The sequence below is a fragment of the Flavobacterium chungbukense genome (assembly GCF_020805785.1).
Lineage (GTDB): Bacteria > Bacteroidota > Bacteroidia > Flavobacteriales > Flavobacteriaceae > Flavobacterium > Flavobacterium chungbukense.
In genome coordinates this window covers 602,328-624,937 of record NZ_JAJGZV010000001.1, presented here as the reverse complement: position 1 = coordinate 624,937, position 22,610 = coordinate 602,328, and the positions used below count along the sequence as shown (strand labels likewise).

At 35.4% G+C, this 22,610-nt stretch carries 15 protein-coding genes; all 15 read left to right on the top strand.

The annotated features are described in order from the left end of the window. Nucleotides 1-220 precede the first annotated feature (220 nt). The 15 genes from LL966_RS02660 (at nucleotide 221) to LL966_RS02590 (ending at nucleotide 22,586) form a co-directional block, all read left to right on the top strand. Nucleotides 221-3,346 carry a SusC/RagA family TonB-linked outer membrane protein gene (locus tag LL966_RS02660; protein WP_229349930.1) on the top strand — a complete coding sequence of 1,042 codons (3,126 nt, stop codon included), beginning with the start codon at nucleotides 221-223 and terminating at the stop codon, nucleotides 3,344-3,346. Between the two features lie 18 nt (nucleotides 3,347-3,364). Next, nucleotides 3,365-4,837 carry a RagB/SusD family nutrient uptake outer membrane protein gene (locus LL966_RS02655; protein ID WP_229349929.1) on the top strand — a complete coding sequence of 491 codons (1,473 nt, stop codon included), beginning with the start codon at nucleotides 3,365-3,367 and terminating at the stop codon, nucleotides 4,835-4,837. A 200-nt stretch (nucleotides 4,838-5,037) separates the two neighbouring features. Next, nucleotides 5,038-6,960 (top strand): arylsulfatase, encoded by a 1,923-nt coding sequence (locus tag LL966_RS02650; protein ID WP_229349927.1) that lies wholly within the window; start codon nucleotides 5,038-5,040, stop codon nucleotides 6,958-6,960. Nucleotides 6,961-7,094: 134 nt separating this feature from the next. Next, nucleotides 7,095-9,020 carry an arylsulfatase gene (locus LL966_RS02645; protein ID WP_229349925.1) on the top strand — a complete coding sequence of 642 codons (1,926 nt, stop codon included), beginning with the start codon at nucleotides 7,095-7,097 and terminating at the stop codon, nucleotides 9,018-9,020. A 55-nt stretch (nucleotides 9,021-9,075) separates the two neighbouring features. After that, entirely contained in the window at nucleotides 9,076-9,627 is a 552-nt protein-coding gene (locus tag LL966_RS02640; RefSeq protein WP_229349923.1) for a DUF1254 domain-containing protein, read from the top strand. Between the two features lie 18 nt (nucleotides 9,628-9,645). Next, entirely contained in the window at nucleotides 9,646-10,239 is a 594-nt protein-coding gene (locus tag LL966_RS02635; RefSeq protein WP_229349921.1) for a DUF1214 domain-containing protein, read from the top strand. A 238-nt stretch (nucleotides 10,240-10,477) separates the two neighbouring features. Beyond that, nucleotides 10,478-11,545, top strand: a complete 1,068-nt coding sequence (locus LL966_RS02630; RefSeq protein WP_229349919.1) for a sterol desaturase family protein — start codon at nucleotides 10,478-10,480, stop codon at nucleotides 11,543-11,545. 89 nt (nucleotides 11,546-11,634) lie between these two features. Continuing rightward, nucleotides 11,635-12,351 carry a thioredoxin domain-containing protein gene (locus LL966_RS02625; RefSeq protein ID WP_229349917.1) on the top strand — a complete coding sequence of 239 codons (717 nt, stop codon included), beginning with the start codon at nucleotides 11,635-11,637 and terminating at the stop codon, nucleotides 12,349-12,351. Nucleotides 12,352-12,546: 195 nt separating this feature from the next. Further along, nucleotides 12,547-14,166: a sulfatase-like hydrolase/transferase gene (locus tag LL966_RS02620; protein WP_229349916.1), complete on the top strand. Its 1,620-nt coding sequence runs from the start codon at nucleotides 12,547-12,549 to the stop codon at nucleotides 14,164-14,166. A 219-nt stretch (nucleotides 14,167-14,385) separates the two neighbouring features. Then, complete coding sequence (locus LL966_RS02615) at nucleotides 14,386-15,648, top strand: YeiH family protein (RefSeq protein WP_229349914.1); 1,263 nt, start codon at nucleotides 14,386-14,388, stop codon at nucleotides 15,646-15,648. 36 nt (nucleotides 15,649-15,684) lie between these two features. Continuing rightward, nucleotides 15,685-17,343 carry an arylsulfatase gene (locus LL966_RS02610; RefSeq protein ID WP_229349912.1) on the top strand — a complete coding sequence of 553 codons (1,659 nt, stop codon included), beginning with the start codon at nucleotides 15,685-15,687 and terminating at the stop codon, nucleotides 17,341-17,343. 594 nt (nucleotides 17,344-17,937) lie between these two features. Next, the gene (epsC, locus tag LL966_RS02605; RefSeq protein WP_229349910.1) at nucleotides 17,938-18,762 is read left to right on the top strand and encodes a serine O-acetyltransferase EpsC; all 825 of its coding nucleotides are present in this window, start codon (nucleotides 17,938-17,940) and stop codon (nucleotides 18,760-18,762) included. A gap of 13 nt (nucleotides 18,763-18,775) precedes the next feature. Then, nucleotides 18,776-19,687, top strand: a complete 912-nt coding sequence (gene cysK / locus LL966_RS02600; RefSeq protein ID WP_229349908.1) for a cysteine synthase A — start codon at nucleotides 18,776-18,778, stop codon at nucleotides 19,685-19,687. Nucleotides 19,688-19,750: 63 nt separating this feature from the next. Further along, nucleotides 19,751-20,671 carry a family 2A encapsulin nanocompartment shell protein gene (locus LL966_RS02595; RefSeq protein WP_229349906.1) on the top strand — a complete coding sequence of 307 codons (921 nt, stop codon included), beginning with the start codon at nucleotides 19,751-19,753 and terminating at the stop codon, nucleotides 20,669-20,671. Further along, a complete protein-coding gene (locus LL966_RS02590; protein WP_229349904.1) occupies nucleotides 20,655-22,586 on the top strand; it encodes a family 2A encapsulin nanocompartment cargo protein cysteine desulfurase in 1,932 nt (643 codons plus the stop codon). The genes LL966_RS02595 and LL966_RS02590 overlap by 17 nt, the downstream gene beginning before the upstream one ends. Nucleotides 22,587-22,610 lie beyond the last annotated feature (24 nt).

Genomic DNA, 22,610 nt, shown 5'->3' with positions numbered 1-22,610 from the left:
AACCATGCCTATATTTCAAAAATTAAAATAACTAACAATTAAAAAAAACTAAAATGAAAACAATGCAAACCTGTTGCTGTAAATAAAAAAAGCCATTTCTGCGGCAACAGAAATGGCGAGGCTTAAAGAACATTTATCACTAAATCAAGAACACTTTTTAGAGTGCTGTATAAACAGTGCTCAGGGCGTCTTGTTAATTACTTAAAACCAACACAAAGAAATGAAAAAAAAGTTAAACATACACATACTGCTGTTTCTACTCTTCATAACGGCAGGCATACAAGCCCAAAATACTACCCCGCTTATTCAGTCAAAACTAGACGGAACTGTAGTGGATGACATTACAAATCAGCCCATTATAGGTGCTTCTGTTACTATCAAAGGAACAACTCACGGTGTTATTACAGATGCCGAAGGAAAATTCTATTTTCAAACCGGACAGAAATTTCCTTACACACTAATTGTAAGCTACATTGGATACAAAAAAGCAGAAGTTATTGTAGAAAAGAATCCGGTAATCATCAACTTAAAAGAAGAACGCCAAGAACTTGATGAACTGGTAGTTGTAGGATACGGAACTCAAAAAAGAAAGGATATTACAGGTTCTGTAGCTTCTGTACCAAAAGCCAATTTATCTCAGGTAACTTCATCTGCAGATAACCTTTTAAGAGGTGCTGTTGCTGGGGTTGTAGTTACACAAAGTTCGGGGCGTCCAGGTGCCTCTTCCAGTGTACGTATTCGTGGAGGAAACTCAATTACAGCGGGTAACGAACCACTTTATGTTGTGGACGGAATCTTAATTTATAATGATAATGCTAACAGTTCTGCTGGTGTGACTTATGCAGGTGCAAGCGTAAACGTATTATCGACTATAAATCCCGCAGATATCGAATCGATCGAAGTTCTGAAAGATGCATCTGCAACAGCAATCTATGGTTCTCGTGGTGCTAATGGAGTTGTGATTATTACGACTAAAAAAGGAACAAAGGGACAAGATAATATCTCATACCAAGGTTATTTCGGATTTCAAAATGTTTCAAAAAAATTGAAATTAATGAATGCCAGCGAATGGGCAAGTTTAAGAAATGATGTTCAAGCAAGTATCGGTCAGGCACCTTCATTTACTGCTGCACAAATTGAGGCTTTTAAAACTTCTGGAAGTTACGATTGGCAGTCTGAAGCTTTTAGAACCGCAGCGCCTATTCAAAGTCATAATTTATCTTTTTCTGGTGGTGATGAAAGATCTAGATACTCTATTTCTGCAGGATATTTTGATCAGGACGGAGTTGTAATAGCAACCGATTTCAAACGTATTTCACTTCGTGCGAATTACGAAAGAAATTATTCTCAAAATTTTAAATTTGGTGTAAATGCCAACTATACTAATTCTATTTCAAATGGTGTTGGTGCGAGTAGCAGTGGAGGAAGAAATCCAAATCCTTTAGTTGGTGTATTATTGACTGCTCCTGTAGTTCCGATAAAAAATGCTGACGGAAGTTACAACGTAACCAATAATCCTTATGCTACTTCTGTAAATGGTTATGTTCCGAATCCGATTAATGATTTGGAAAATACAATCAACGAAACTAAAATCAATAGAATTTTAACCAGTTTATTTGGTGAATACAAAGTCACTAAAAAATTGACTGCGAAAGTTGCTGTTAGTGGTGATGTTATCAATACAAAACAAAATTATTATGCACCAGCAAATACTTCAAATGGAGCTGGAACAAAAGGTTTAGCATCTATTGGAGACAGAATTGTAAGTTCTGTTTTAAATGAAAACACATTAAATTATAATACCAACTTCGGAGAAAATCATAAATTTTCTGCTTTAGGCGGTTACACACTTCAATATACAAAAGGAGAAGTAGTAAATGCAGGAGCAAATACTTTTGTTAATGATGCTAATACTTATAATGCGATTCAAGATGGTGTAGCTGTAAAACCTTATAGTGACGCTTATGAAAGTGTATTGAAATCGTGGCTAGCAAGAGTTAATTATTCTTATAAAGGAAAATACAATTTAACGTTATCAGGCCGTGCCGATGGTTCTTCTCGATTTGGTTCTGAATCTCTTTGGGGCTACTTTCCTTCTGCAGGTTTTTCTTGGAACATTACCGATGAGGAATTTGCCAACAACATTAAAGGTGTAACCGAAGCTAAACTTAGAATTACAGCCGGAACCACAGGAAACCAAGAAATTGGAAATTATCTTGCTTTGGCTCAAATGGGCTCTGTAAACTATTCTTTTGGAGGAACATTGTATACTGGTATCGCTCCTACCCGATTGGCAAATCCTGATTTGAAATGGGAAAAAACAGATCAATACAATGTCGGTTTAGACTTGTCTTTACTTGACAGAAAAATCAATTTTGTTTTTGATGTGTATTATAAAAAGACAAAAGATTTATTGATTAGTGTTCCTGTTCCGTTGAGTTCAGGTTATGCAACTGTTCTTCAAAACATTGGTGGAGTTGAAAACAAAGGTTTTGAAGTTGGTTTGACAACAGAAAACTTGAAAACAGAAAATTTTGCATGGAATTCAAATCTAGTCTTTTCTCTAAACAGAAATAAAGTTACCGAGATTGGAAATGGCGTTAACGAATTTTTCCCTGTAGTACCAAATGGATCATTATTGCAGCAACAACCCGTAATTGTAAAAGTAGGTCTGCCTTTAGGAACTTTCTGGGGATACAGAACAAACGGAATTTTCCAAACTCAGGAAGAAGTAAACACGCAGCCAAAAATCAACAGTTTAGCCAATACAAAAATTGGAGATAGAAAATATGTAGATGCAAATGGCGATGGGGTGATCAACGCTTTGGATAAAGGAAATTTAGGGACTTCTCAGCCAAAATTTGTTGGAAGTTTCAGCAACACGATTTCATACAATGATTTTGATTTGAATTTCTCTTTCCAAGGATCTTATGGCGGAAAAATCTTCAACGCTCTAAATCAGCAATTAGAAATTTCTACTCTTGGAACAAATGCAGCGGCTACGTTAAATGATCGTTGGACACCAACAAACCCAAGTAATGAAATTCCGAGAGCAACAAGTTCTCCTTTAGGAATTGTTTCTGAAAGATATGTAGAAGATGCTTCTTTCTTAAGATTAAAATTAATCACATTAGGTTACACGTTACCAAAAAGTGTTTCTAAAAAATTAGGAACAAAAAGTGTGAAATTCTATGTTTCTGCAGAAAATTTAATTACATGGACAAAATACACTGGATATGACCCAGAAGTAAGTTCATACGAACAAAACAACTTATATCCGGGAATTGATTTTGGATCTTATCCAAACTCAAAAACATTCATCTCGGGCTTGAACGTAACTTTCTAAGAAAAAAAATATATCAAAATGAAAAAGATCATTATAACATTCCTTTTAAGTGCCGGTTTACTGGTATCGTGCACGGAGCTTGAGGTAACACCAAACTCTTTTGTTACCGAAGCCAATTATTTTAATACTCAAGATGATGCTGTAGCAAGTGTAACTGCTGTTTATGCTTCTTTAAGCCTTGATCCAGGAGAACAAAGTTTATTTGGAAGAAACCTTTATTTCTTAACTGATATGGGTTCAGATTATGCAGCTGCTGGAGTTTCTGCAACCAATCCGCAGGTAAGAGCGATGAGCGCGCTAACTCACGATGCCACTACCGACCGTGTCCAAGTAGCTTGGAGACAAATTTATGCAGGAATCAACAGAGCCAATGTTGCTATTGATAATATTCCGAAAGTAACTGGAAATGAAATTGTAAAAACAAGATTAATTAACGAGGCTAAATTCATCAGAGGATTATTGTATTTTCAAGCAGTTCGTCTTTGGGGCGGAGTTCCGATTGTTTTGCATGAAGCAACTTCTATTCAATTAGGTAATTTAAAAACGAATCGTGCCACTGCTGAAGAAGTTTATACTCAAATCATTAAAGATTTAACAGATGCTGAAAGTTTACCTGCAACTTACAGTGCTGCAGACGCGGGACGTGCAACTTCTGGAGCTGCAAAAGCAATTTTAGCAAAAGTATACATCACAAGAAAAGATTGGCCAAATACAATTTTAAAAGCTAGAGAAGTAATTAATGGTGGTTACGGATATGCTTTGTTTGAAGATTTTCAAGACATTTTTACTAAAACTAAAAAGAACGGAAAAGAACATATTTTCTCTGTACAGTTTGAGCCAAATCAGGCAGGAAACGGTTCTAGCGGAAGTACTTTTCAAGCCACTTCTTTCACAGGATTTACTGCAACTGAACCAGCAGATATCGTTTCTGATGTGGCGCTATTCTACGACATTTATGCACCTGGAGATAAAAGAAGAGATGTAAGTTATGCCAAACAATTACTTAATCCGGCTACTGGAACACTTTATACTTTTCCAAAACCAATTTTCAAAAAATATTTGGATTTAACCAACTTGGCAACACCTGGAAACGTAGCCATTAACTTTCCTATTATTCGTTACGCAGACATTCTTTTGTCATTAGCGGAAGCGATAAATGAACAAAGCGGACCAACTGCAGAATCTTATGAATTGATCAATCAAGTTAGAAGAAGAGCATTTGGAAAAGCCATTACAACTCCAGATGTAACAGTTGATTTAATCGGATTAAATCAAACCACTTTTAGAGCGGCAATTCAGGAAGAACGCAAAAAAGAATTTGTTCAAGAAGGACAAAGATGGTTTGACTTGGTGAGATGGGGAACTTTGGTTACAGAAGTGAAAAAAGTAACGGCTAAAAACTCTGTTTCGGAAAGAAATAATCTTTATCCGATTCCACAAAGTGAAAGAAATATCAACCCTGACGGTTTACCACAAAACCCTGGATATTAACTATTAATTTTTAAACACATAGAAACATAGAATTAATTTTTGAATAAAAGAAGTTTAAAGAAAAACATATTTTTCACACATAGATTACTATGTGCCTTTAAAAAAGTGAAACGCCTTTTATCGATTCTAAAAACTATGAATCTATGTGTTAAAAAAAGTTTGGTAACCAGAAACCCTTATAACCAAAAAACTATTAAAAGATGAAAAATTTTAAAAATACCACTACAATCAAAAGCTCTGGAAAAGGGCTTTTGATTACGGCATTGCTGGTTGCACAATTTGGCTTTGCGCAAGAACAGCAAGAGTTTAAAGGAACTATTGGTAAAACTTTAGCCGATTCTAAAGAATATTGGCCAGATCCTGTAAAAGCGCCGAAAGGTGGTCCAAACGTGGTTTGGATTTTATTGGATGACGTCGGATTTGGAGCGGCATCTGCTTTTGGAGGTTTAATCAACACGCCAACTTTTGATAATCTTGCCAACAACGGACTTCGTTATACCAACTTCCACACCACAGCAATTTGTGCTCCAACGCGCGCTGCATTATTGACAGGAAGAAATTCAGGAAGAGTTCACGTTAGCGGATTTTCTCATACGGTTTTATCAGCTGGTTTTCCAGGTTGGGACGGAAGAATTCCTTCTGATAAAGGAACCATCGCAGAGATTTTACGTGAAAACGGGTACAATACTTTTGCTGTTGGAAAATACGGCGTAACTCCAGATGAAGATGCAACAGATGCAGGTCCGTTTGACAGATGGCCAACTGGAAAAGGTTTCGATCATTTCTACGGATTCTTAGGTTCTCAAACCGATCAATACAATCCTGATTTGGTGGAAGATCAAGTTCACATTAAACCTGACGGACGTCATTTAAATGAATTAATTACTGATAAAGCAATCAGCTACATTCAAAAACAGCAAAAAGCGGCACCGGGAAAACCATTTTTCTTGTATTACGCGCCTGGAGCAGTTCACGCACCTCATCAGGTAGCCGAAAAATGGGTTGAACCATACAAAGGAAAATTTGATGAAGGCTGGGATGTTTATCGTGAAAAAGTATTAGCAAATCAGAAAAAATTAGGAACGATTCCTGCAAATGCAGTTTTACCAGAACGCAATGCACTTATTACAGAATGGAAAAAATTAACACCAGATCAGAAAAAAGTATATGCAAGATTCATGGAAGTTTACGCTGGATTCTTAACTTATACCGATTATGAAATTGGAAGAGTTGTAGATTATTTAAAACAAAGCGGACAACTTGATAATACTTTAATTTTTGTTGCTATTGGAGATAACGGAGCGAGTAAAGAAGGTACTTTGCAAGGAACGATTAATCAAAGTTTGTTTTCTCAAGGAAAATCGGATGAAGAAAATCTTCAAAGCAACTTAAACAATATTGGAGAAATTGGAACTGCAAAAGGTTTAAATACGAATTATCCTTTAGGATGGGCGCAAGCTACAAATGCTCCTTTCAAAAACTGGAAACAAGATGCACATTCTGAAGGAGGAACAAGAAATCCTTTGATTGTTTTTTATCCAAACGGAATTAAAGACAAAGGCGGAATTAGAAATCAATACAGCCATGTAACAGATTTACTTCCTACAACTTTAGATATTGCTGGAATTAAAGCGCCAGAATATATCAAAAATATCAAACAAGATATTATTCAAGGTTCAACTTTTAAGGCTTCTTTAGATAATCCAAAAGCAGAATCGCTACATAAAGTACAGTATTACTACATTTTTGGAAACAGAGCAATTTATAAAGACGGATGGAAAGCTTCGGCTGCACATTTACCAGATTCATTTGCGGTAAAACAATCTTTAGGAAAAAGTGAAAAACCAGCTGCAAGTAATTTCGATACTGATGTTTGGGAATTATACAACTTAAACGAAGATTTTAACGAGCGCAACAACTTGGCTAAAAAATATCCTGAAAAATTAGCTGAACTTCAAAAATTATTTGATGAACAGGCAAAAGAAAACAATGTTTATCCGTTGATTGACTGGCAGGATGTTTACAACAGAAGGATTCATAATTCAGGTGCTGAAAAAGGTAAGACACTTCAAGATTTAGTAAAGCAAGTAACTAAACCTGCGGATACAGAAACTACAAAATAATGATTACACAACCTGCAAGGTTTTCAAAACCTTGTAGGTTTCAAATATCCAACCAGAAAAATCTTTAACGATTTCTAGGGTTTGAAAATCATACCTACAAGGTTTTGGAAACCTTGCAGGATAAACTTATAAAGATGAAAAAAATAAAAAATAAAATACCAAATCTCAAAACTCCGCAAAAAGGTCTTTTGTTTACAGCTTTACTTTTTGCACAATTTGTTTTTGGACAGTTAAAACCTGATCCAAATTATAAAGGTGTTGTGGGCAAAACTTTAGCCGATTCTAAAGAATATTGGATTGAGCCAGCAAAAGCTCCAGAAGGCGCACCAAACGTAGTTTGGATTTTATTGGATGATGTTGGTTTTGGAGCAACAAGCGCTTTTGGAGGATTAATCAATACGCCAACATTTGAAAAATTAGCCAATAATGGATTGCGTTACACCAACTTCCACACTACAGCAATTTGTGCGCCAACACGTTCTGCTTTATTGACTGGGCGTAATTCGCACGCTGTTCATGTTGGAGGTTTCTCTCACACTTCAATGTCAGCAGGATTTCCTGGCTGGGATGGAAGACTTCCTTCTTCGGCGGGAACAATTGCAGAGATTTTGCGTGACAACGGTTACAACACTTTTGCTGTTGGAAAATACGGTGTAACTCCAGACGAAGATGCTACAGATGCAGGCCCGTTTGACAGATGGCCAACTGGAAAAGGTTTCGAACATTTTTACGGATTCTTAGGTTCACAAACCGATCAATATAATCCTGATTTGGTGGAAGACCAAACTTGGTTAAACGGAAGCACAAAACTAAACGGTGCCGAAAAAGACAAGTCTAAAAACGAATTTGTAACCGATTTAAAAGGGAAACATTTAAGCGAATTAATTACAGATAAAGCAATCAAATACATTGATCGTCAGAAACATGCGGCGCCAAACAAACCATTCTTTTTATACTATGCGCCGGGAGCAACACATTCTCCACATCAAGTAGAAAAACAATGGAGCGATAAATACAAAGGCAAATTTGATGATGGTTGGGATGCTTATCGCGATAAAGTAATTGCCAATCAGAAAAAATTAGGATTAATTCCTTCCGATGCAAAACTGACAATTCGTGATTCTTACGTGCCTGCTTGGAGTACTTTATCTCCAGATGAGAAAAAACTATATGCTCAGTTTATGGAAATATACGCTGGATATCTAGAATACACTGATTATGAAGTAAGCCGAATTGTAGATCATCTGAAATCTATTAATCAGTTGGATAATACTATTTTCTATATTGTTTTAGGAGATAACGGAGCTAGTAAAGAAGGTAGTTCAATTGGTTTAATTGATGAATCTTTTAGAAAACTTTCTGATCCAAAAATTAAAGAAGAGTCTTTGAAATCTAATTTAGCTAAGACTAATTTATTAGGAACTCCAGCCGCAACAAAAGAAAATTATCCGCACGGATGGGCTTTGGCAGCAAATACTCCGTTTAGAAATTTAAAACAAGATGCACATTCTGAAGGAGGAACAAGAAATCCTTTGATTATCTATTATCCAAAAGGAATTAAAACGCCGGGAATTCGTAACCAATACGGACACGTAATTGATATTCTGCCAACCACTTTAGAGACGGTCGGAATTAAAGCGCCAGAAACCATCAGAGGAATAGCTCAGGATTCTATTCAAGGAACTTCTCTAGCCTATTCTTACGCTGATGCGAAAGCGCCTTCAAGACATAAAATTCAGCATTACTATATTTTTGGTTCAAGATCACTTTATAAAGATGGCTGGAAAGCTTCGGCGCCGCATCATCCTGATTATATTGATATTACTCAAAATGATGCTTTATCTAAAAAAGACGAGCCAAGTAATTTTGATAATGACGTTTGGGAATTATACAATCTAAATACGGACTTTAACGAAAGAGTCGATTTAGCTAAAAAATACCCGGAAAAATTGAAAGAGCTTCAGGCCGAATTTGACAATCAAGCGAAGAAAAATAATCTTTATCCGCTAATAGATTGGCAAGATGTTTTGAGACAGCGCATTCATAAGAAAAACAAATAATAATATTATCAGAGCTGTTAAATAATTAATAGCTCTGATATTAAAAAAGTAAACTATGGCAGCAACAAAACCACTTATCAAGAAAGGCATTTTTGCTTTAGTCCTTGTAGTAATTGCAGTGACTTTTTACTACTTAACGATATGGGCAGTTCCGTATTACGTTCAAAATAAATTTGCAGAAAAAAGTTTGGGTTATGTGAACACACCAAGATTCGGAGAGCAGCCAAATGCTGAAAACAGCAGAGTGATTCCGCTTCCAAATCCTGATTTCTTGTATTCTACAATCAATTATGATTTGAAAGAAAATGTGTTGAAAATCTCTGGAATTGTTCCCGATTCAACTTATTGGTCAATTTCTGCTTATCAGGAAAACACAACCAATTATTTTGTAGAAAACGAAGAAAAAGTAAAAGCAAAATTTGAATATTATTTAGCTCCTGAAGGAAGTACTGCTGAAGTTTTGAAAAATATTCCGAAAGAAAAAATCATTTACAGTCCGACAACAAAAGGATTGATTCTGTTTCGTTATTTGGTTTCAAAAGCATATCCTGTTAAGACATTGGCAGAATTACAGCATGGAGTTACGGTAGAAAAGTTATCGAATTAATTTTAAAATCAAATCAAAATGGCTTTAAATCAAAAAATTAAGAAAATAGCAATCGGACTAGGCTTAGTTCTATTGGCTGTAGTTTTAGGAAGCGGAGTTGGTATTTACAATATCCATTCAGGAAAAAGTGACTCGCAGCGAACGATTGGCAACTGGAAGACCGTTGATAAATACAAAGACCTCAGCACAGCCGATTTATTGACAATTGCTCAGGTTGCAGTTTACGGTCCTTACGCTTTGACGAAAAAAGAAGTAATTTACTTAAGCACAAGTACAGACAGCGAAGGAAATGCTTTAGATCCAAAATCAGATTACGTGATTAACGGTAAAAAACTCGACGCCAAATACTGGAGCATTACCGCTTATGATGAAAACGGTTTTTTAATTAAAAATCCAATCAACAAATACAGCTACAACTTGGAAGACGTTAAATACGAAGCAGATAGTACTTCTTATAAAATCAATCTGTCGGGAACAGAGAAAAAAGAAAACTGGCTTCCGATCAACAATGTTCAAAAAACGAGTTTAATCATTCGTTTGTATTTGCCTTCAGAAAAACTTAGAGAAAATTTAACAGCTGAAACACTTCCCACCATTCAAAAAGTAAAATAAAAGTATCATTTATAACAAAAAAGTTAAAAATTCAAACAATTTAATCCTACTAAATCCATAGAATTAAAAGATATTTTGTTTAGTTTTACATTAACTATTAAAAATCAGAGAGATGAAACGAGTAGATTATGAAATTATAGGAAAAAAGATTGTCGTTGGGATAATCCTATTTTTAGTTCCGCTGGCTATTTTGGCTGGAGGTTTAACAATAATTAATCAATTTTTAAAATAAGAGATCATGGCAATAGTTCAAAAAGAAAAATTAACGAGAGACTTAACAATTAGTTTCTTCATTTATTCATTGCCAGTATTGGCAATTTACCTTTATTTTAAATTAACTGGAGGAGCTGTAAGCGAATCACATTTGACATTACCTTCTTGGTTAGAATTTGCGCAACCCGTTTTTGCTAATATCCGATCTTGGGGATTAATAGTATTCACAATTGTACTAGGAATTGTAGAATTTGCGGCAGGATTATACGATGATGATTGGACTGGTGAAGAACGTAAAATTGATATTGTTTGTTTCTTAGCACCAAAATTACTTTTACCACCTGTGATTGCTTTTTTCAGCTTAACGGCTTTACCTTATTTATTACCAAATGCGGCAAATTCATTATCATGGGTTCCATTTTGGGGAGGATTTTTCTTAATCGCAATTGCTGATGATTTAACGCAATATTGGTACCACAGATTACATCATCAAGTTCCGTTTTTATGGCGTTTTCACAGAACACACCACTCTGCTCCTTACATGGGAATGGCAATGGCTTCTAGACAAAACTTTATTTACACCGTTTTCTTTTCACAAATCTATTTAACTGCAACTTTAACTTATTTAGGTTTAGGATTACCTGCTTTATTTGTTTTAGTAATTAAAAGCATCATCACTTTGGGCGCGCACTCTAGTATTGCTTGGGACAAACCTTTCTACAAATACAAAGTTTTACATCCAATTGCTTGGGTTTTAGAAAGATTAATTTCTACTCCTGCAACACACCATGCGCATCACGCAGACACAAGCGGAGACGGTGTTGGACACTTTAAAGGAAACTTCGGAAACATGTTCTTTATTTGGGATATGATTTTTGGAACAGGCTTAATCACTCGTAAATTCCCAGAATCTTACGGAACAAAATCATACAAACAAGAAGAATGGTATGCTCAATTTTTGTGGCCAATATTCAAATCTAAAAAAGAAGGAAGTTCTCTTGCAGAAGGCGTATTAGCTTTTCCATTAAAAGCCAAACCTGTAGAAAACACAGTGCAGACTGAAGAACAGACTCCAGTTTTAGAGCAGGCTTAATTTTAAAAAATATATTAAAAATATAAAGTAGGCAGTGTATTCAAATTAAGGTTGAATACACTGCCAGCTTTTATCAAAACCTTTCCATCATGAAAAATAATAGCATAAAAAATAGCATTTCAGCACTTATTTTGCTTTTTACAGTAATAGGTTTTTCGCAAAATAAAAGTTCAAATACCGTTTCATTGGATGTTTTTTACAATAAAATTCAAGCGGAGAAAAAACCACAGATAATCGATGCCAGAGGTCCAGAAGAATTCGCTTTAAACCATATTAATGGTGCTGTAAATTTCAATTTAGAATCGAAAGACTACGCGAAACAAGTAGCCAAATTAGACAAATCTAAACCCGTTTTTACCTATTCAATTGGAGCAGGAAGAAGCGTTTGGTTAGCTGACGAATTATTAAAAAGCGGTTTTAAAGAAGCGTACAGTTTAGAAGGTGGAATTGCCAACTGGATCGGAAACGGAAAACCTTTTTATACCAATTCTAAAAGCAAATTAACGCTTTCTGAATACAATAAAATTGTTGCCGATAATAAAACTGTTTTAGTAGATATTGGTTCTAAATATTGCGGTGCTTGTACAAAAGTAAAACCAGTTTTAGAAACCATCAGAACACAATATGGAGAAAATTTAAAAATCGTAGAAATTGATTTAGAAACCAGTCCGCAAGTTATTGCTGACTTAAAAAAGATAAAAGTTTTCCCTACCTTGATTTTATATCAAAATGGTAAAATTATTTTGAAAAAAGACGGTTTAGGCGATTTGAAAAAAGATGTTGATGTGGCTTTGGCTTCGAAATGATAATGTAATTTGAGAGCAAAGTTGGATACAATTTTGTCAGGCTGAGCGAAGTCGAAGCCCACGTTAGAAACTCTACAAAGATTAATTTTCGTTACGGAGCTACTTGTTTGGGCTTCGACTTCGCTCAGCCTGACAAACCGTATATGAAAAAATTAAAAAACGCAAAACCAAAATTCAAAAGATTACTACCAAAATATGGCAAACTATAAAAAAATAACCAAAATTGTTGTTCCCATTTTAATCGTGCTTGTTCTTCTCGCAGCCTTTTTATTCTGGCCAATTAATACCGACGGAACATTAGTCAAAACCGATGAAAAATTAGCAGCAGGAAAAGCTGCTTTTCTTGCTCAAAAAGACACTTCTGCAACTTCATTAAAAAAGCCTAATATTATCATTTTACTGGCTGATGATTTAGGGAAATATGATATTTCGCTCTACGGCGGAAAATCGACTCCAACTCCACAAATCGACTCTTTGGCGGCATCAGGTGTCACTTTTACAGAAGGTTATGTTTCCTCTTCTATTTGTTCGCCTTCTAGAGCCGGATTGATTACAGGAAGATATCAGGAACGTTTTGGGCACGAATATCAGCCGGGCGATCGTTATCCGAAAAACAATTTAGAATATTACGCTTTTAAATATATCATGAATACCAATAATTGGAGATTAAATGATAAAATCGAATATCCAAATGATGCTTCAATCGCAACGCAAGGTTTACCAAAATCTGAAATCACTTTTGCAGATTTGGCTAAACGTCAAGGGTACAGCACTGGTATAATTGGTAAATGGCATTTGGGACACAACAAAGGATTTTTTCCTCTAGATCGTGGTTTCGATTATCATTACGGATTTTATCAGGCGTTCTCGCTTTTTGCGCCAGAAGACAACAATCCAGATATTATCAATCATCATCATAAAGATTTTACCGATAAAATGATTTGGGGAAAAGGCCGCGTCGGAATCGGACAAATCCGTCGTGATAGTACTATTATTGATGAAAAAGCCTATTTAACAGAAAAATTTGCTGATGAGGCAGAAGCTTTTATTGATAAAAATAAAACAAAACCGTTTTTATTATATGTTCCGTTTAATGCGCCGCATACGCCATTTCAAGTTCGTAAAAAATACTATGATCGTTTCCCGAATGTGAAAGACGAAAACAAACGTGTCTATTTTGCGATGATTAGCGCGCTTGACGATGCGATTGGAAGAATCCGTGAAAAAGTAAAAAAAGAAGGTCTTGAAGAAAATACTTTAATCTTTTTTGCAAGTGACAACGGTGGTGCGGATTACACCTTTGCCACAACTAATGCGCCATTAAAAGGCGGTAAATTTTCTCATTTTGAAGGCGGAATTAATGTTCCTTTTGCACTTTCGTGGATAGGAAAAATAAAATCGCATACCGTTTACAAAACGCCTGTGAGTACTTTGGATATTTTTTCTACCATCGCTGCTGCAATTGGTTCTGATTTGCCGAAAGACAGAGTTTACGACGGCGTAGATTTAGTTAAAACCGTAAACGAAAACAAACAAGCACACAAAGATTTATTCTGGCGTTCGGGCGATGCAAAAGCGATTCGAAGTGGCGACTGGAAATTGATTGTAAGTGGAAAAACACACGAAACATGGCTTTATAATCTCGCCAAAGACAAATCTGAAACTACCGATCTGGCTTCAAAAAATCCTGAAAAAGTAAAAGAATTACAAACCGCATTACAAACTTGGGAAAAAGGGTTAATTAAACCACTTTGGCCTAATTTAACATATTATGAATTCGATTTTGGCAAACAAAAATACTTTGTCGATTTGTAATTATACAAAACCGATTATATATAATCGATTTAACTAATTTAGATATCCTAACAGGTTTTAAAAACCTGTTAGGTATTTAGCTATAAAGTATTCCCTATCAAAATAAAAAGTTTCCTTGATCTAATATCCATTACATACTGGTTGTGATTTAGAAACCTGAAAATCATACCTAACAGGTTTTTAAAACCTGTTAGGATAAGAACATTAATTAAACAACAAATGTCAACTCAACCCAAACCATTTACTATTCACGAAGACTGGACCGTTGTAATTCTCGGATTTATAATCATCGGAATTTCACTTTTTATCTTTCTTCCCGAAGTTCCAGTTTTTAGCTGGTCCAATTCTACCGATTTAACAGCGAAAGTATTTGATTTTAATAACCTTAAAATACTTTTTATTCAATTTATCTATTTAATTTCTATTGGAACTTTTGGCGCTTTTTTAATTGGAAAATCCGTAAAATATTTTCTATTTACTTTTCCAATAGTTTATGTTTTGACCTTAATTGCGTTAATTCTCGCAGGAAATTCAGCTATAAAATCCATCAATTTAGAAGCGGTTATTTTTAGTTTACTAATTGGTTTAGCGATTGGAAACTTTTTCAAACTTCCCGACTGGTTTCGATTGGCCCTTTCTACAGAAGTTTTTGTCAAAATCGGATTGGTTTTATTGGGGACCAGTGTTATTTTTTCAGATATTCTAAAAGCCGGATCTTTAGGATTAATTCAGGCATTAATTGTCGTTTTATCCGTTTGGTATTTTGCTTTTTGGCTTTGCAAGAAATTAAAAGTTGACGACGAATTAACGATGATGATTTCTAGTGCAGTTTCCATTTGTGGCGTTTCTGCTGCGATTGCAACTTCGGGCGCGATAAAAGGAGATTCTAAAAAATTATCTTATGTAATTTCTATTGTTTTGGTAACTGCAATTCCGATGATGATTTTTATGCCCATTATTGCTAAATATTTCAATTTCCCTGAAGAAGTTACGGGAGCTTGGCTCGGAGGAAGTATTGATACTTCTGGCGCTGTGGTTGCTTCTGGAACTTTGGTTGGCGAAACGGCATTAAAAATTAGTACCATTGTAAAGTTTTCTCAAAATGTATTATTGGGAATCGCCGCTTTTGCTATTTCTGTTTATTGGACATACACACACAACAAATCTGGAGAAACTTTAGAATCAAAACCAACGCTTAATGTAATTTGGGAACGTTTTCCAAAATTCGTTATAGGTTTTATAGCCGCTTCAATTGTTTTTTCTTTTTTCGTTGCGCCAGAAACTCGCGACGCAGTAAAAGATAGTCTAAAAAACCTTCAAGGACTTTGGTTTGCATTGGCTTTTACCAGCATTGGTTTAGAAACCAATTTTAAAGATTTGCTTCAAAATAACAGCAAGAAACCTTTCATCGCTTTCTTGATTGCACAATTATTCAATATCATTATTACGCTTATCATCGCTTTTTTACTTTTCAGTAAATAATTAAAGTGATGAAATTAAAAACAAAAATATAATACCATGAATTCCAAACTTAAAAACATTGCACTTGCTTTCCTTCTATCTGGAGCGGCAACTATTTCTAAATCAAATGCGCAGAATAATACATCGAAACCCAACATTATTTTGATTATGGTTGACGATATGGGCTATTCAGATTTAGGAAATTACGGGTCGGAAATTAGCACTCCAAACTTAGATCGATTGGCAAAAGAAGGAACTCGTCTTCGTGAATTTTACAATAATTCTATCTGCGCACCAACAAGAGCTTCATTATTAACGGGTCAATATCAGCACAAAGCGGGCGTTGGTTTTTTTGATGTCAATTTAGGATTGCCTGCCTATCAAGGTTATTTAAACAAAGAATCTTTAACCTTAGGCGAAGTTTTTCGTTCAGGCGGATACAGCACGCTTCTATCTGGAAAATGGCATGTTGGTTCTGAAGATCAAGCGCAATGGCCAAACCAAAGAGGTTTTGATAAATTTTATGGCATTTTAAAAGGTGCTTCTAATTATTTCGATACGAAACCTTTGCCTTTCGGAAAAACACCTTATCCCGTAAAATTAATTCGCAATAACGAAGAACTGCATCCAAAAGATGATTCTTATTATTTTACAGACGAAATCGGAAATAATGCCGTGACTTTCTTAGACGAACAAAACAAAGAAAACAAGCCATTCTTTTTGTATTTGGCTTTTACCGCTCCGCATTGGCCGTTGCAGGCAAAACCAGTTGATATTGCCAAATACCGCGGGAAATTTGATGAAGGCTGGGATGTTTTGAGAGAAAAAAGAATTGAGAAATTAAAAGCCAATGGCATTTTACTTCCCAACCAAACCATTTCGCCAAGAGATCCAGAAGTTCCAGAATGGAGCAAACTGACTTACGATGAAAAACAGTTTTGGAAAGCAAAAATGGAAGTTTACGCGGCAATGGTAGACAATATGGATCAAAACGTGGGTAAAGTTTTAGATAAATTAAAGGCGCTTAAAAAAGACAAAAACACGCTGATTATTTTTATTTCTGACAATGGCGCTCAAGGCGGATTTAACACTTACAATCCGTTAGGGAGAGGTTTGGTTCGAAACGAAGGACCAGTTGGAACTTCTGGATCATTTGATTATCAGGAACAAAATTGGGCATATTTATCAAATACACCTTTGCAGCAATATAAAAATAATATGCACGAAGGCGGTTTCAGTTCGCCATTTATCGCTTGGTTTCCTTCAAAAATAAAGGCTGGAAGAATTGATAAAGGAACTGGACATATTATTGACCTCGCTCCTACTTTTTATGATTTGGCTGGAATTGAATATCCTAAAAATTTAAACGGTGTTAGTTCTAATCCATTAGCTGGAAAAAGTTTGCTTCCTGTTTTATTTGAAAATGCTTCTGAAGTAAATCGTGGCGAACCTTTATTCTGGGAAAGAGCTGGAAATAGAGCCGTTCGCGATGGAAAATGGAAATTGGTTTCCATCTATCCTTCTTACGAATGGGAACTGTATAATCTAGAAACGGATCGAGGCGAGACAACCAATGTTGCAGCTCAAAATCCTGGAATTGTAAACCAGCTTTCTGCCAAATATTTTGACTGGGCAGATAAAACGGGAGTTGTAGAATACAGTAAATTCAAACTTAAACCAGAAACAATGCCAGGCGGCGCTGCTTTAAAAAAGTAATTTAAAACACTAAAATTCATTTGACTTGAATTTTGTTAGACAATAAAAGATAGAATAATAAGTATAAGCTTGCCCTTTTACTTACTATTCTATCTTTTTTTTATTTGCAAAACAAATCACACAAAAACCTAAAAATCAAACAATTAAACTCAATTCATTTAAATAATCACAAAATATCTATTTTCTATTTCAAATAAAAATATCTTTTTTCTTGGTTTTTATTATAATAAATTTAACTTTGTCTATAGAATTAGTAGAGTTTAAAACATAAAGAACTACATTTTGAAAACAACAGAAAAAATATCGACTTACATTTTTCCTAAAAAATTTACATATAACACGTTTGGTTATATGTGTTTCTGTTGTTAATTCTTTCGTAATCGTCGGTTACTCAATTTTCATTTTATAAAATCGACATCAAAACGACTCCTTTTACATCCCAAACACTTTCCTACTTATTGTACTTTGAGAAATCTCTTTGTTGTAATTCGCATCAAATAGATTACTGTGGCATCAAAAAATTGATACAAATAGTGATGCATTAAAGCTGAGTTATGGTAAAGCTGTTAGTTACAAACCAAAAAAAACTATGTTATGAATTCATTTTATCAAGAAATAGCAAAAAAACATCAAAGCTTACTAATACTGCCTCAAAAAAAAGACATTCATCAATTTATTGAGGATTTGTTCTCTGTTTTATTTTCAAACACTTCAAAATCATTTGGGCACTTACCTATTATCGAACATAAATTTGAAGTATTGGAAAAAGAATTTAATGAAATTCTTAGAAATTATACTTCCGACAAAAATGAAAGCCTTAAACAATCTATAACATTCTTTAAGGCGCTTCCCGAATTATATCGAAAAACATTAAATGACGCTGAAACCATTTACGCTAAAGATCCAGCCGCAAAATCTATAGAAGAAGTGCTTTACGCCTATCCTGGCTTTTTTGCTATTGCGGTTTATCGCTTTTCCAATCAGTTATGGCATCAAGACTTGAGACTTTTGGCAAGAACCTTTTCAGAATATGCGCATATTAAAACCAGCATAGAAATTCATCCCGGAGCACAAATTGGTGACGAATTTGCAATCGATCACGGAACAGGAATTGTAATTGGAGAAACGACAATAATTGGCAATAATGTACAAATTTATCAAGGCGTTACGCTTGGCGCTTTGAGCGTAAAAAAAGAAGAAGCATTCATTAAAAGGCATCCAACCATTGAAGACAATGTGGTTATTTATGCAAACAGTACCATTCTTGGTGGTCAAACTATAGTTGGAAAAGATTCTATTATTGGCGGAAATGTTTGGCTAACTTATTCCGTTCCTTCGAATTCGGTTGTTTATCATAAAAATGAAATGAAGGTCAAAGACAACAATCCGTTTCCTGAACCTATTTTTTATTCGATTTAATATTAAGATTGCCATGAAATATCAAAACATTTTAGAAACAATTGGAAATACGCCTCACGTTAGATTAAACAAGCTTTTTACATCTCACGAGGTTTGGATTAAAATAGAAAAAACAAATCCAGGATCTAGCATCAAAGATCGAATTGCTTTGGCGATGATTGAAGATGCAGAACAAAAAGGATTAATCAATAAAGACACTATTATTATCGAGCCAACTTCTGGAAACACTGGAATCGGACTTTCATTGGTTGCAGCTGTAAAAGGCTATAAAGTGATTGTAGTTATACCAGAATCGATGAGTATAGAACGCAGAAAAATTCTAAATGCTTATGGAGCAGAATTTGTTTTAACGCCAAGAGAAAAAGGAACATCGGGAGCGGTTGAAAAAGCGATAGAATTAGCTTCCATCACCAAAAACTCTTTTATTCCATCGCAATTTACGAATCAAGCTAATGTTGCCATTCACGAAAAAACCACAGCTTTAGAAATTTTAGCCGATTTTCCAGACGGAATCGATTACCTGATTTCTGGAGTTGGAACTGGCGGACATATTACAGGCGTTTCGAAAATATTAAAGCAACATTTTCCAAAGCTAAAAACTTTCGGCGTTGAACCGGCTTTATCTCCAGTTTTAAGTGGTGGACAGCCTTCTCCTCACCCATTTCAAGGAATTGGCGCAGGATTTATTCCAGAAGTTTTTAATCGCGAATATATCGATGAGATCATAACGGTTGAAAAAAATGAATCCTTTCATTACGCTAAAAAAATAACTCGAGAAGAAGCAATATTTTCAGGAATTTCAACAGGAGCAGCGCTCGCCGCCATTGCTAAAAAGCTAAAAGACATACCCGAAAATGCCGTAATTCTAACTTTCAATTATGACACAGGTGAAAGATATTTATCTGTAGATGAGTTGTTTGATTAAAATTTATGAATAAATTTAAGGTGTCAGAAAAATAAATTATAACCCTATTAAAACCCAAAAAAAATGGCAGAAACTAAACCACAACAGACCGCATTAGGCGATGTTGCAGCAAGACAACTCGCAATTGCAACACGTACAGTCCCTCAAATTGGAACCGTTACACCGAGATGGCTAACGCATTTATTACACTGGACACCAGTAGAATCGGGTGTATTTCGTTTAAACAAAGTTAAAAACGCTAATCATATTGAAGTGGATTGTTCTGCTCGAGACGAGAGAGTTTTACCCAATACTTTTGTTGATTATGTAGAAAACCCAAGAGAATACAATCTTGCTGCCGTACAAACGATTGTAGATGTTCATACACGTGTTTCTGATTTATACAGCAAGCCTTATAATCAAATTTCAGAACAACTTCGTTTGGCTATCGAAACGATTAAAGAACGTCAGGAAAGCGAATTAATAAACAATAAAGATTACGGTTTATTAAGCAATGTTGCACCGTCTCAAATTATCAAAACCAGAACTGGCGCACCAACTCCAGATGATTTGGACGAATTACTGACTAAAGTTTGGAAAGAACCTGGTTTCTTTTTATTACATCCTTTAGCAATCGCTGCTTTTGGCCGCGAATGTACTCGCCGTGGAGTTCCGCCTCCAACAATTTCTTTATTCGGATCTCAGTTTTTAACTTGGAGAGGAATTCCGCTTATTCCTTCGGATAAACTGCCAATTGTAAAAGGAAAATCAAAAATTATTCTTTTAAGAACTGGCGAAAGCCGTCAAGGTGTTATCGGATTAATTCAACCTGGATTACAAGGCGAACAATCTCCGGGATTATCTGTTCGTTTTATGGGAATTAATGAAAAAGCGATTGCTTCGTATTTGGTTTCGCTTTACTGCTCTTTGGCTATTTTAGTAGATGATGCTATTGCCGTTTTAGAAGACGTAGAAATAGGAAAGTATCATGAGTACAAATATTAACAACAACGGTTTACCCAACATCGACGATTTGCAAAATTTAGCAAACGAGTTGTTCAAGGCGCTGCCTAACGAGTTTCCAAAAGAAATTTCGTTAAGTCCAGACAAAGCCGAACATCCGCGTGCGACAAAGATTGCAGAAACGATATTGCAGACAGGACATGTTGATCCGTTAGATCAGCATCCGTTGGCAATTCCGTCGAATGTACAGCCAGCACAGCATTCCTTTAGCGGATTTGGCGTTTCTCCTTCTGTATTAAATTACGGAAATACGGGAGCTTCTGCATTGTACCCAAATGCTGGAGCAGGATTTGATCCGCAGAGCAAAAATTCATCTTCGGGAGTTCAGGAAAATCATGATTTAAATATCAACGATCCACATACGGGATTTCATGATATTAATTTGAATAATGGAAGTCCGCAGCTTAGTGAAGAATCTATTTTTTCTTCGTTGTTGTTGAATAATCAATATCTGCCATTTCAAACACAAAATTCTTCTTTTGAAATTGAATTACAAGCGGCTTTGGCTTCTGTTGATACTCAATTTAAAAAACGAGATGATAATCCGTTTAACGGAAATGATTCAGGAGCATCGTATTATTTTTTAGAACAGAATCCGTTTGCTTTTGATAGAAGAAGCACAGATATCGTTGTTGGAAATTCTTTTGATGCTAAAGAAATTAATCTTTATAAAGGACACCATTTCAATGCAGAATTAGTAAAAAAGGATTTCCCAATTCTAAGAGAAACCGTAAACGGAAAACCTCTTGTTTGGTTTGATAATGCGGCAACAACACAAAAACCGCAATCGGTTATTGATAGAATTGCGTATTTCTACGAACATGAAAATTCGAATATTCACCGCGCGGCACACGAATTAGCAGCTCGCGCATCTGATGCATACGAAGCAGCAAGAGAGAAAGTAAAAGCTTTTTTGAATGCTAGTTCTGTAAACGAAATTGTTTTTGTAAGAGGCGCAACAGAAGGAATAAATCTAGTCGCTTCAACTTGGGGCGAACAGAATTTAAATTCCGGCGATGAAATCATTGTCAGTAATCTGGAACATCACGCCAATATTGTTCCTTGGAAACGTCTTGCTGATAAAAAAGGATTGAAATTAAGAGTAATTCCTGTTGATGATGACGGTCAGATTTTGTTGGATGAATATGCAAAACTGCTCAATTCTAAAACACGTTTGGTTGCTTTTACACAAGTTTCGAATGCATTAGGAACGGTTACGCCTGCCAAAAAAATAGTTGAAATGGCTCACGCTGCCGGCGCAAAAGTCTTGATTGACGGCGCACAATCGGTTTCACACATGAAAGTGGATGTTCAACATCTGAATCCAGATTGGCTAGTTTTCTCTGGACATAAATTATTTGGTCCAACTGGAATTGGCGCTTTATACGGAAAAGAAGATTTATTGAACGAAATGCAGCCGTATCAATCTGGCGGAAATATGATTCAGGACGTAACTTTTGAGGAAATAAAATACCACAAAGCACCCAATCGTTTTGAAGCTGGAACAGGAAATATAGCCGATGCAATCGGTCTTGGCGCAGCAATTGATTATGTAACCAAATTAGGAATTGAAGCGATTGGTCAGTACGAGCATTATTTATTAGAATATGCTACGAGACTTTTAAAAGAAATTTCGGGTGTACGATTAATTGGAACTGCAAAAGATAAAGCGAGCGTATTGTCTTTTAATCTTCAAGGCTATTCCAATGATCAAGTTGGACAAGCTTTAAACAAAGAAGGCGTTGCAGTAAGAACGGGTCATCATTGTGCTCAGCCTATTTTACGCAGAATGGGAGTCGAAACTACAGTTCGTCCTTCGTTAGCATTTTACAATACAACTCAGGATGTCGATACTTTTATTAAAACCTTATGGGAATTGAAAAAGGTTAAATTCTAAAATTCTAAAATAAAAATGAGTCAA

What these genes read in the sequence shown, in the direction of transcription:
- LL966_RS02635 (WP_229349921.1), top strand. Translation starts at nt 9,646, where the DNA reads ATGGCTTTAAATCAAAAAATTAAGAAAATAGCAATCGGACTAGGCTTA.
- LL966_RS02595 (WP_229349906.1), top strand. Translation starts at nt 19,751, where the DNA reads ATGGCAGAAACTAAACCACAACAGACCGCATTAGGCGATGTTGCAGCA.
- LL966_RS02650 (WP_229349927.1), top strand. Translation starts at nt 5,038, where the DNA reads ATGAAAAATTTTAAAAATACCACTACAATCAAAAGCTCTGGAAAAGGG.
- LL966_RS02660 (WP_229349930.1), top strand. Translation starts at nt 221, where the DNA reads ATGAAAAAAAAGTTAAACATACACATACTGCTGTTTCTACTCTTCATA.
- LL966_RS02590 (WP_229349904.1), top strand. Translation starts at nt 20,655, where the DNA reads ATGAGTACAAATATTAACAACAACGGTTTACCCAACATCGACGATTTG.
- epsC (WP_229349910.1), top strand. Translation starts at nt 17,938, where the DNA reads ATGAATTCATTTTATCAAGAAATAGCAAAAAAACATCAAAGCTTACTA.
- LL966_RS02640 (WP_229349923.1), top strand. Translation starts at nt 9,076, where the DNA reads ATGGCAGCAACAAAACCACTTATCAAGAAAGGCATTTTTGCTTTAGTC.
- LL966_RS02610 (WP_229349912.1), top strand. Translation starts at nt 15,685, where the DNA reads ATGAATTCCAAACTTAAAAACATTGCACTTGCTTTCCTTCTATCTGGA.
- LL966_RS02625 (WP_229349917.1), top strand. Translation starts at nt 11,635, where the DNA reads ATGAAAAATAATAGCATAAAAAATAGCATTTCAGCACTTATTTTGCTT.
- LL966_RS02630 (WP_229349919.1), top strand. Translation starts at nt 10,478, where the DNA reads ATGGCAATAGTTCAAAAAGAAAAATTAACGAGAGACTTAACAATTAGT.
- LL966_RS02620 (WP_229349916.1), top strand. Translation starts at nt 12,547, where the DNA reads ATGGCAAACTATAAAAAAATAACCAAAATTGTTGTTCCCATTTTAATC.
- LL966_RS02615 (WP_229349914.1), top strand. Translation starts at nt 14,386, where the DNA reads ATGTCAACTCAACCCAAACCATTTACTATTCACGAAGACTGGACCGTT.
- LL966_RS02655 (WP_229349929.1), top strand. Translation starts at nt 3,365, where the DNA reads ATGAAAAAGATCATTATAACATTCCTTTTAAGTGCCGGTTTACTGGTA.
- cysK (WP_229349908.1), top strand. Translation starts at nt 18,776, where the DNA reads ATGAAATATCAAAACATTTTAGAAACAATTGGAAATACGCCTCACGTT.
- LL966_RS02645 (WP_229349925.1), top strand. Translation starts at nt 7,095, where the DNA reads ATGAAAAAAATAAAAAATAAAATACCAAATCTCAAAACTCCGCAAAAA.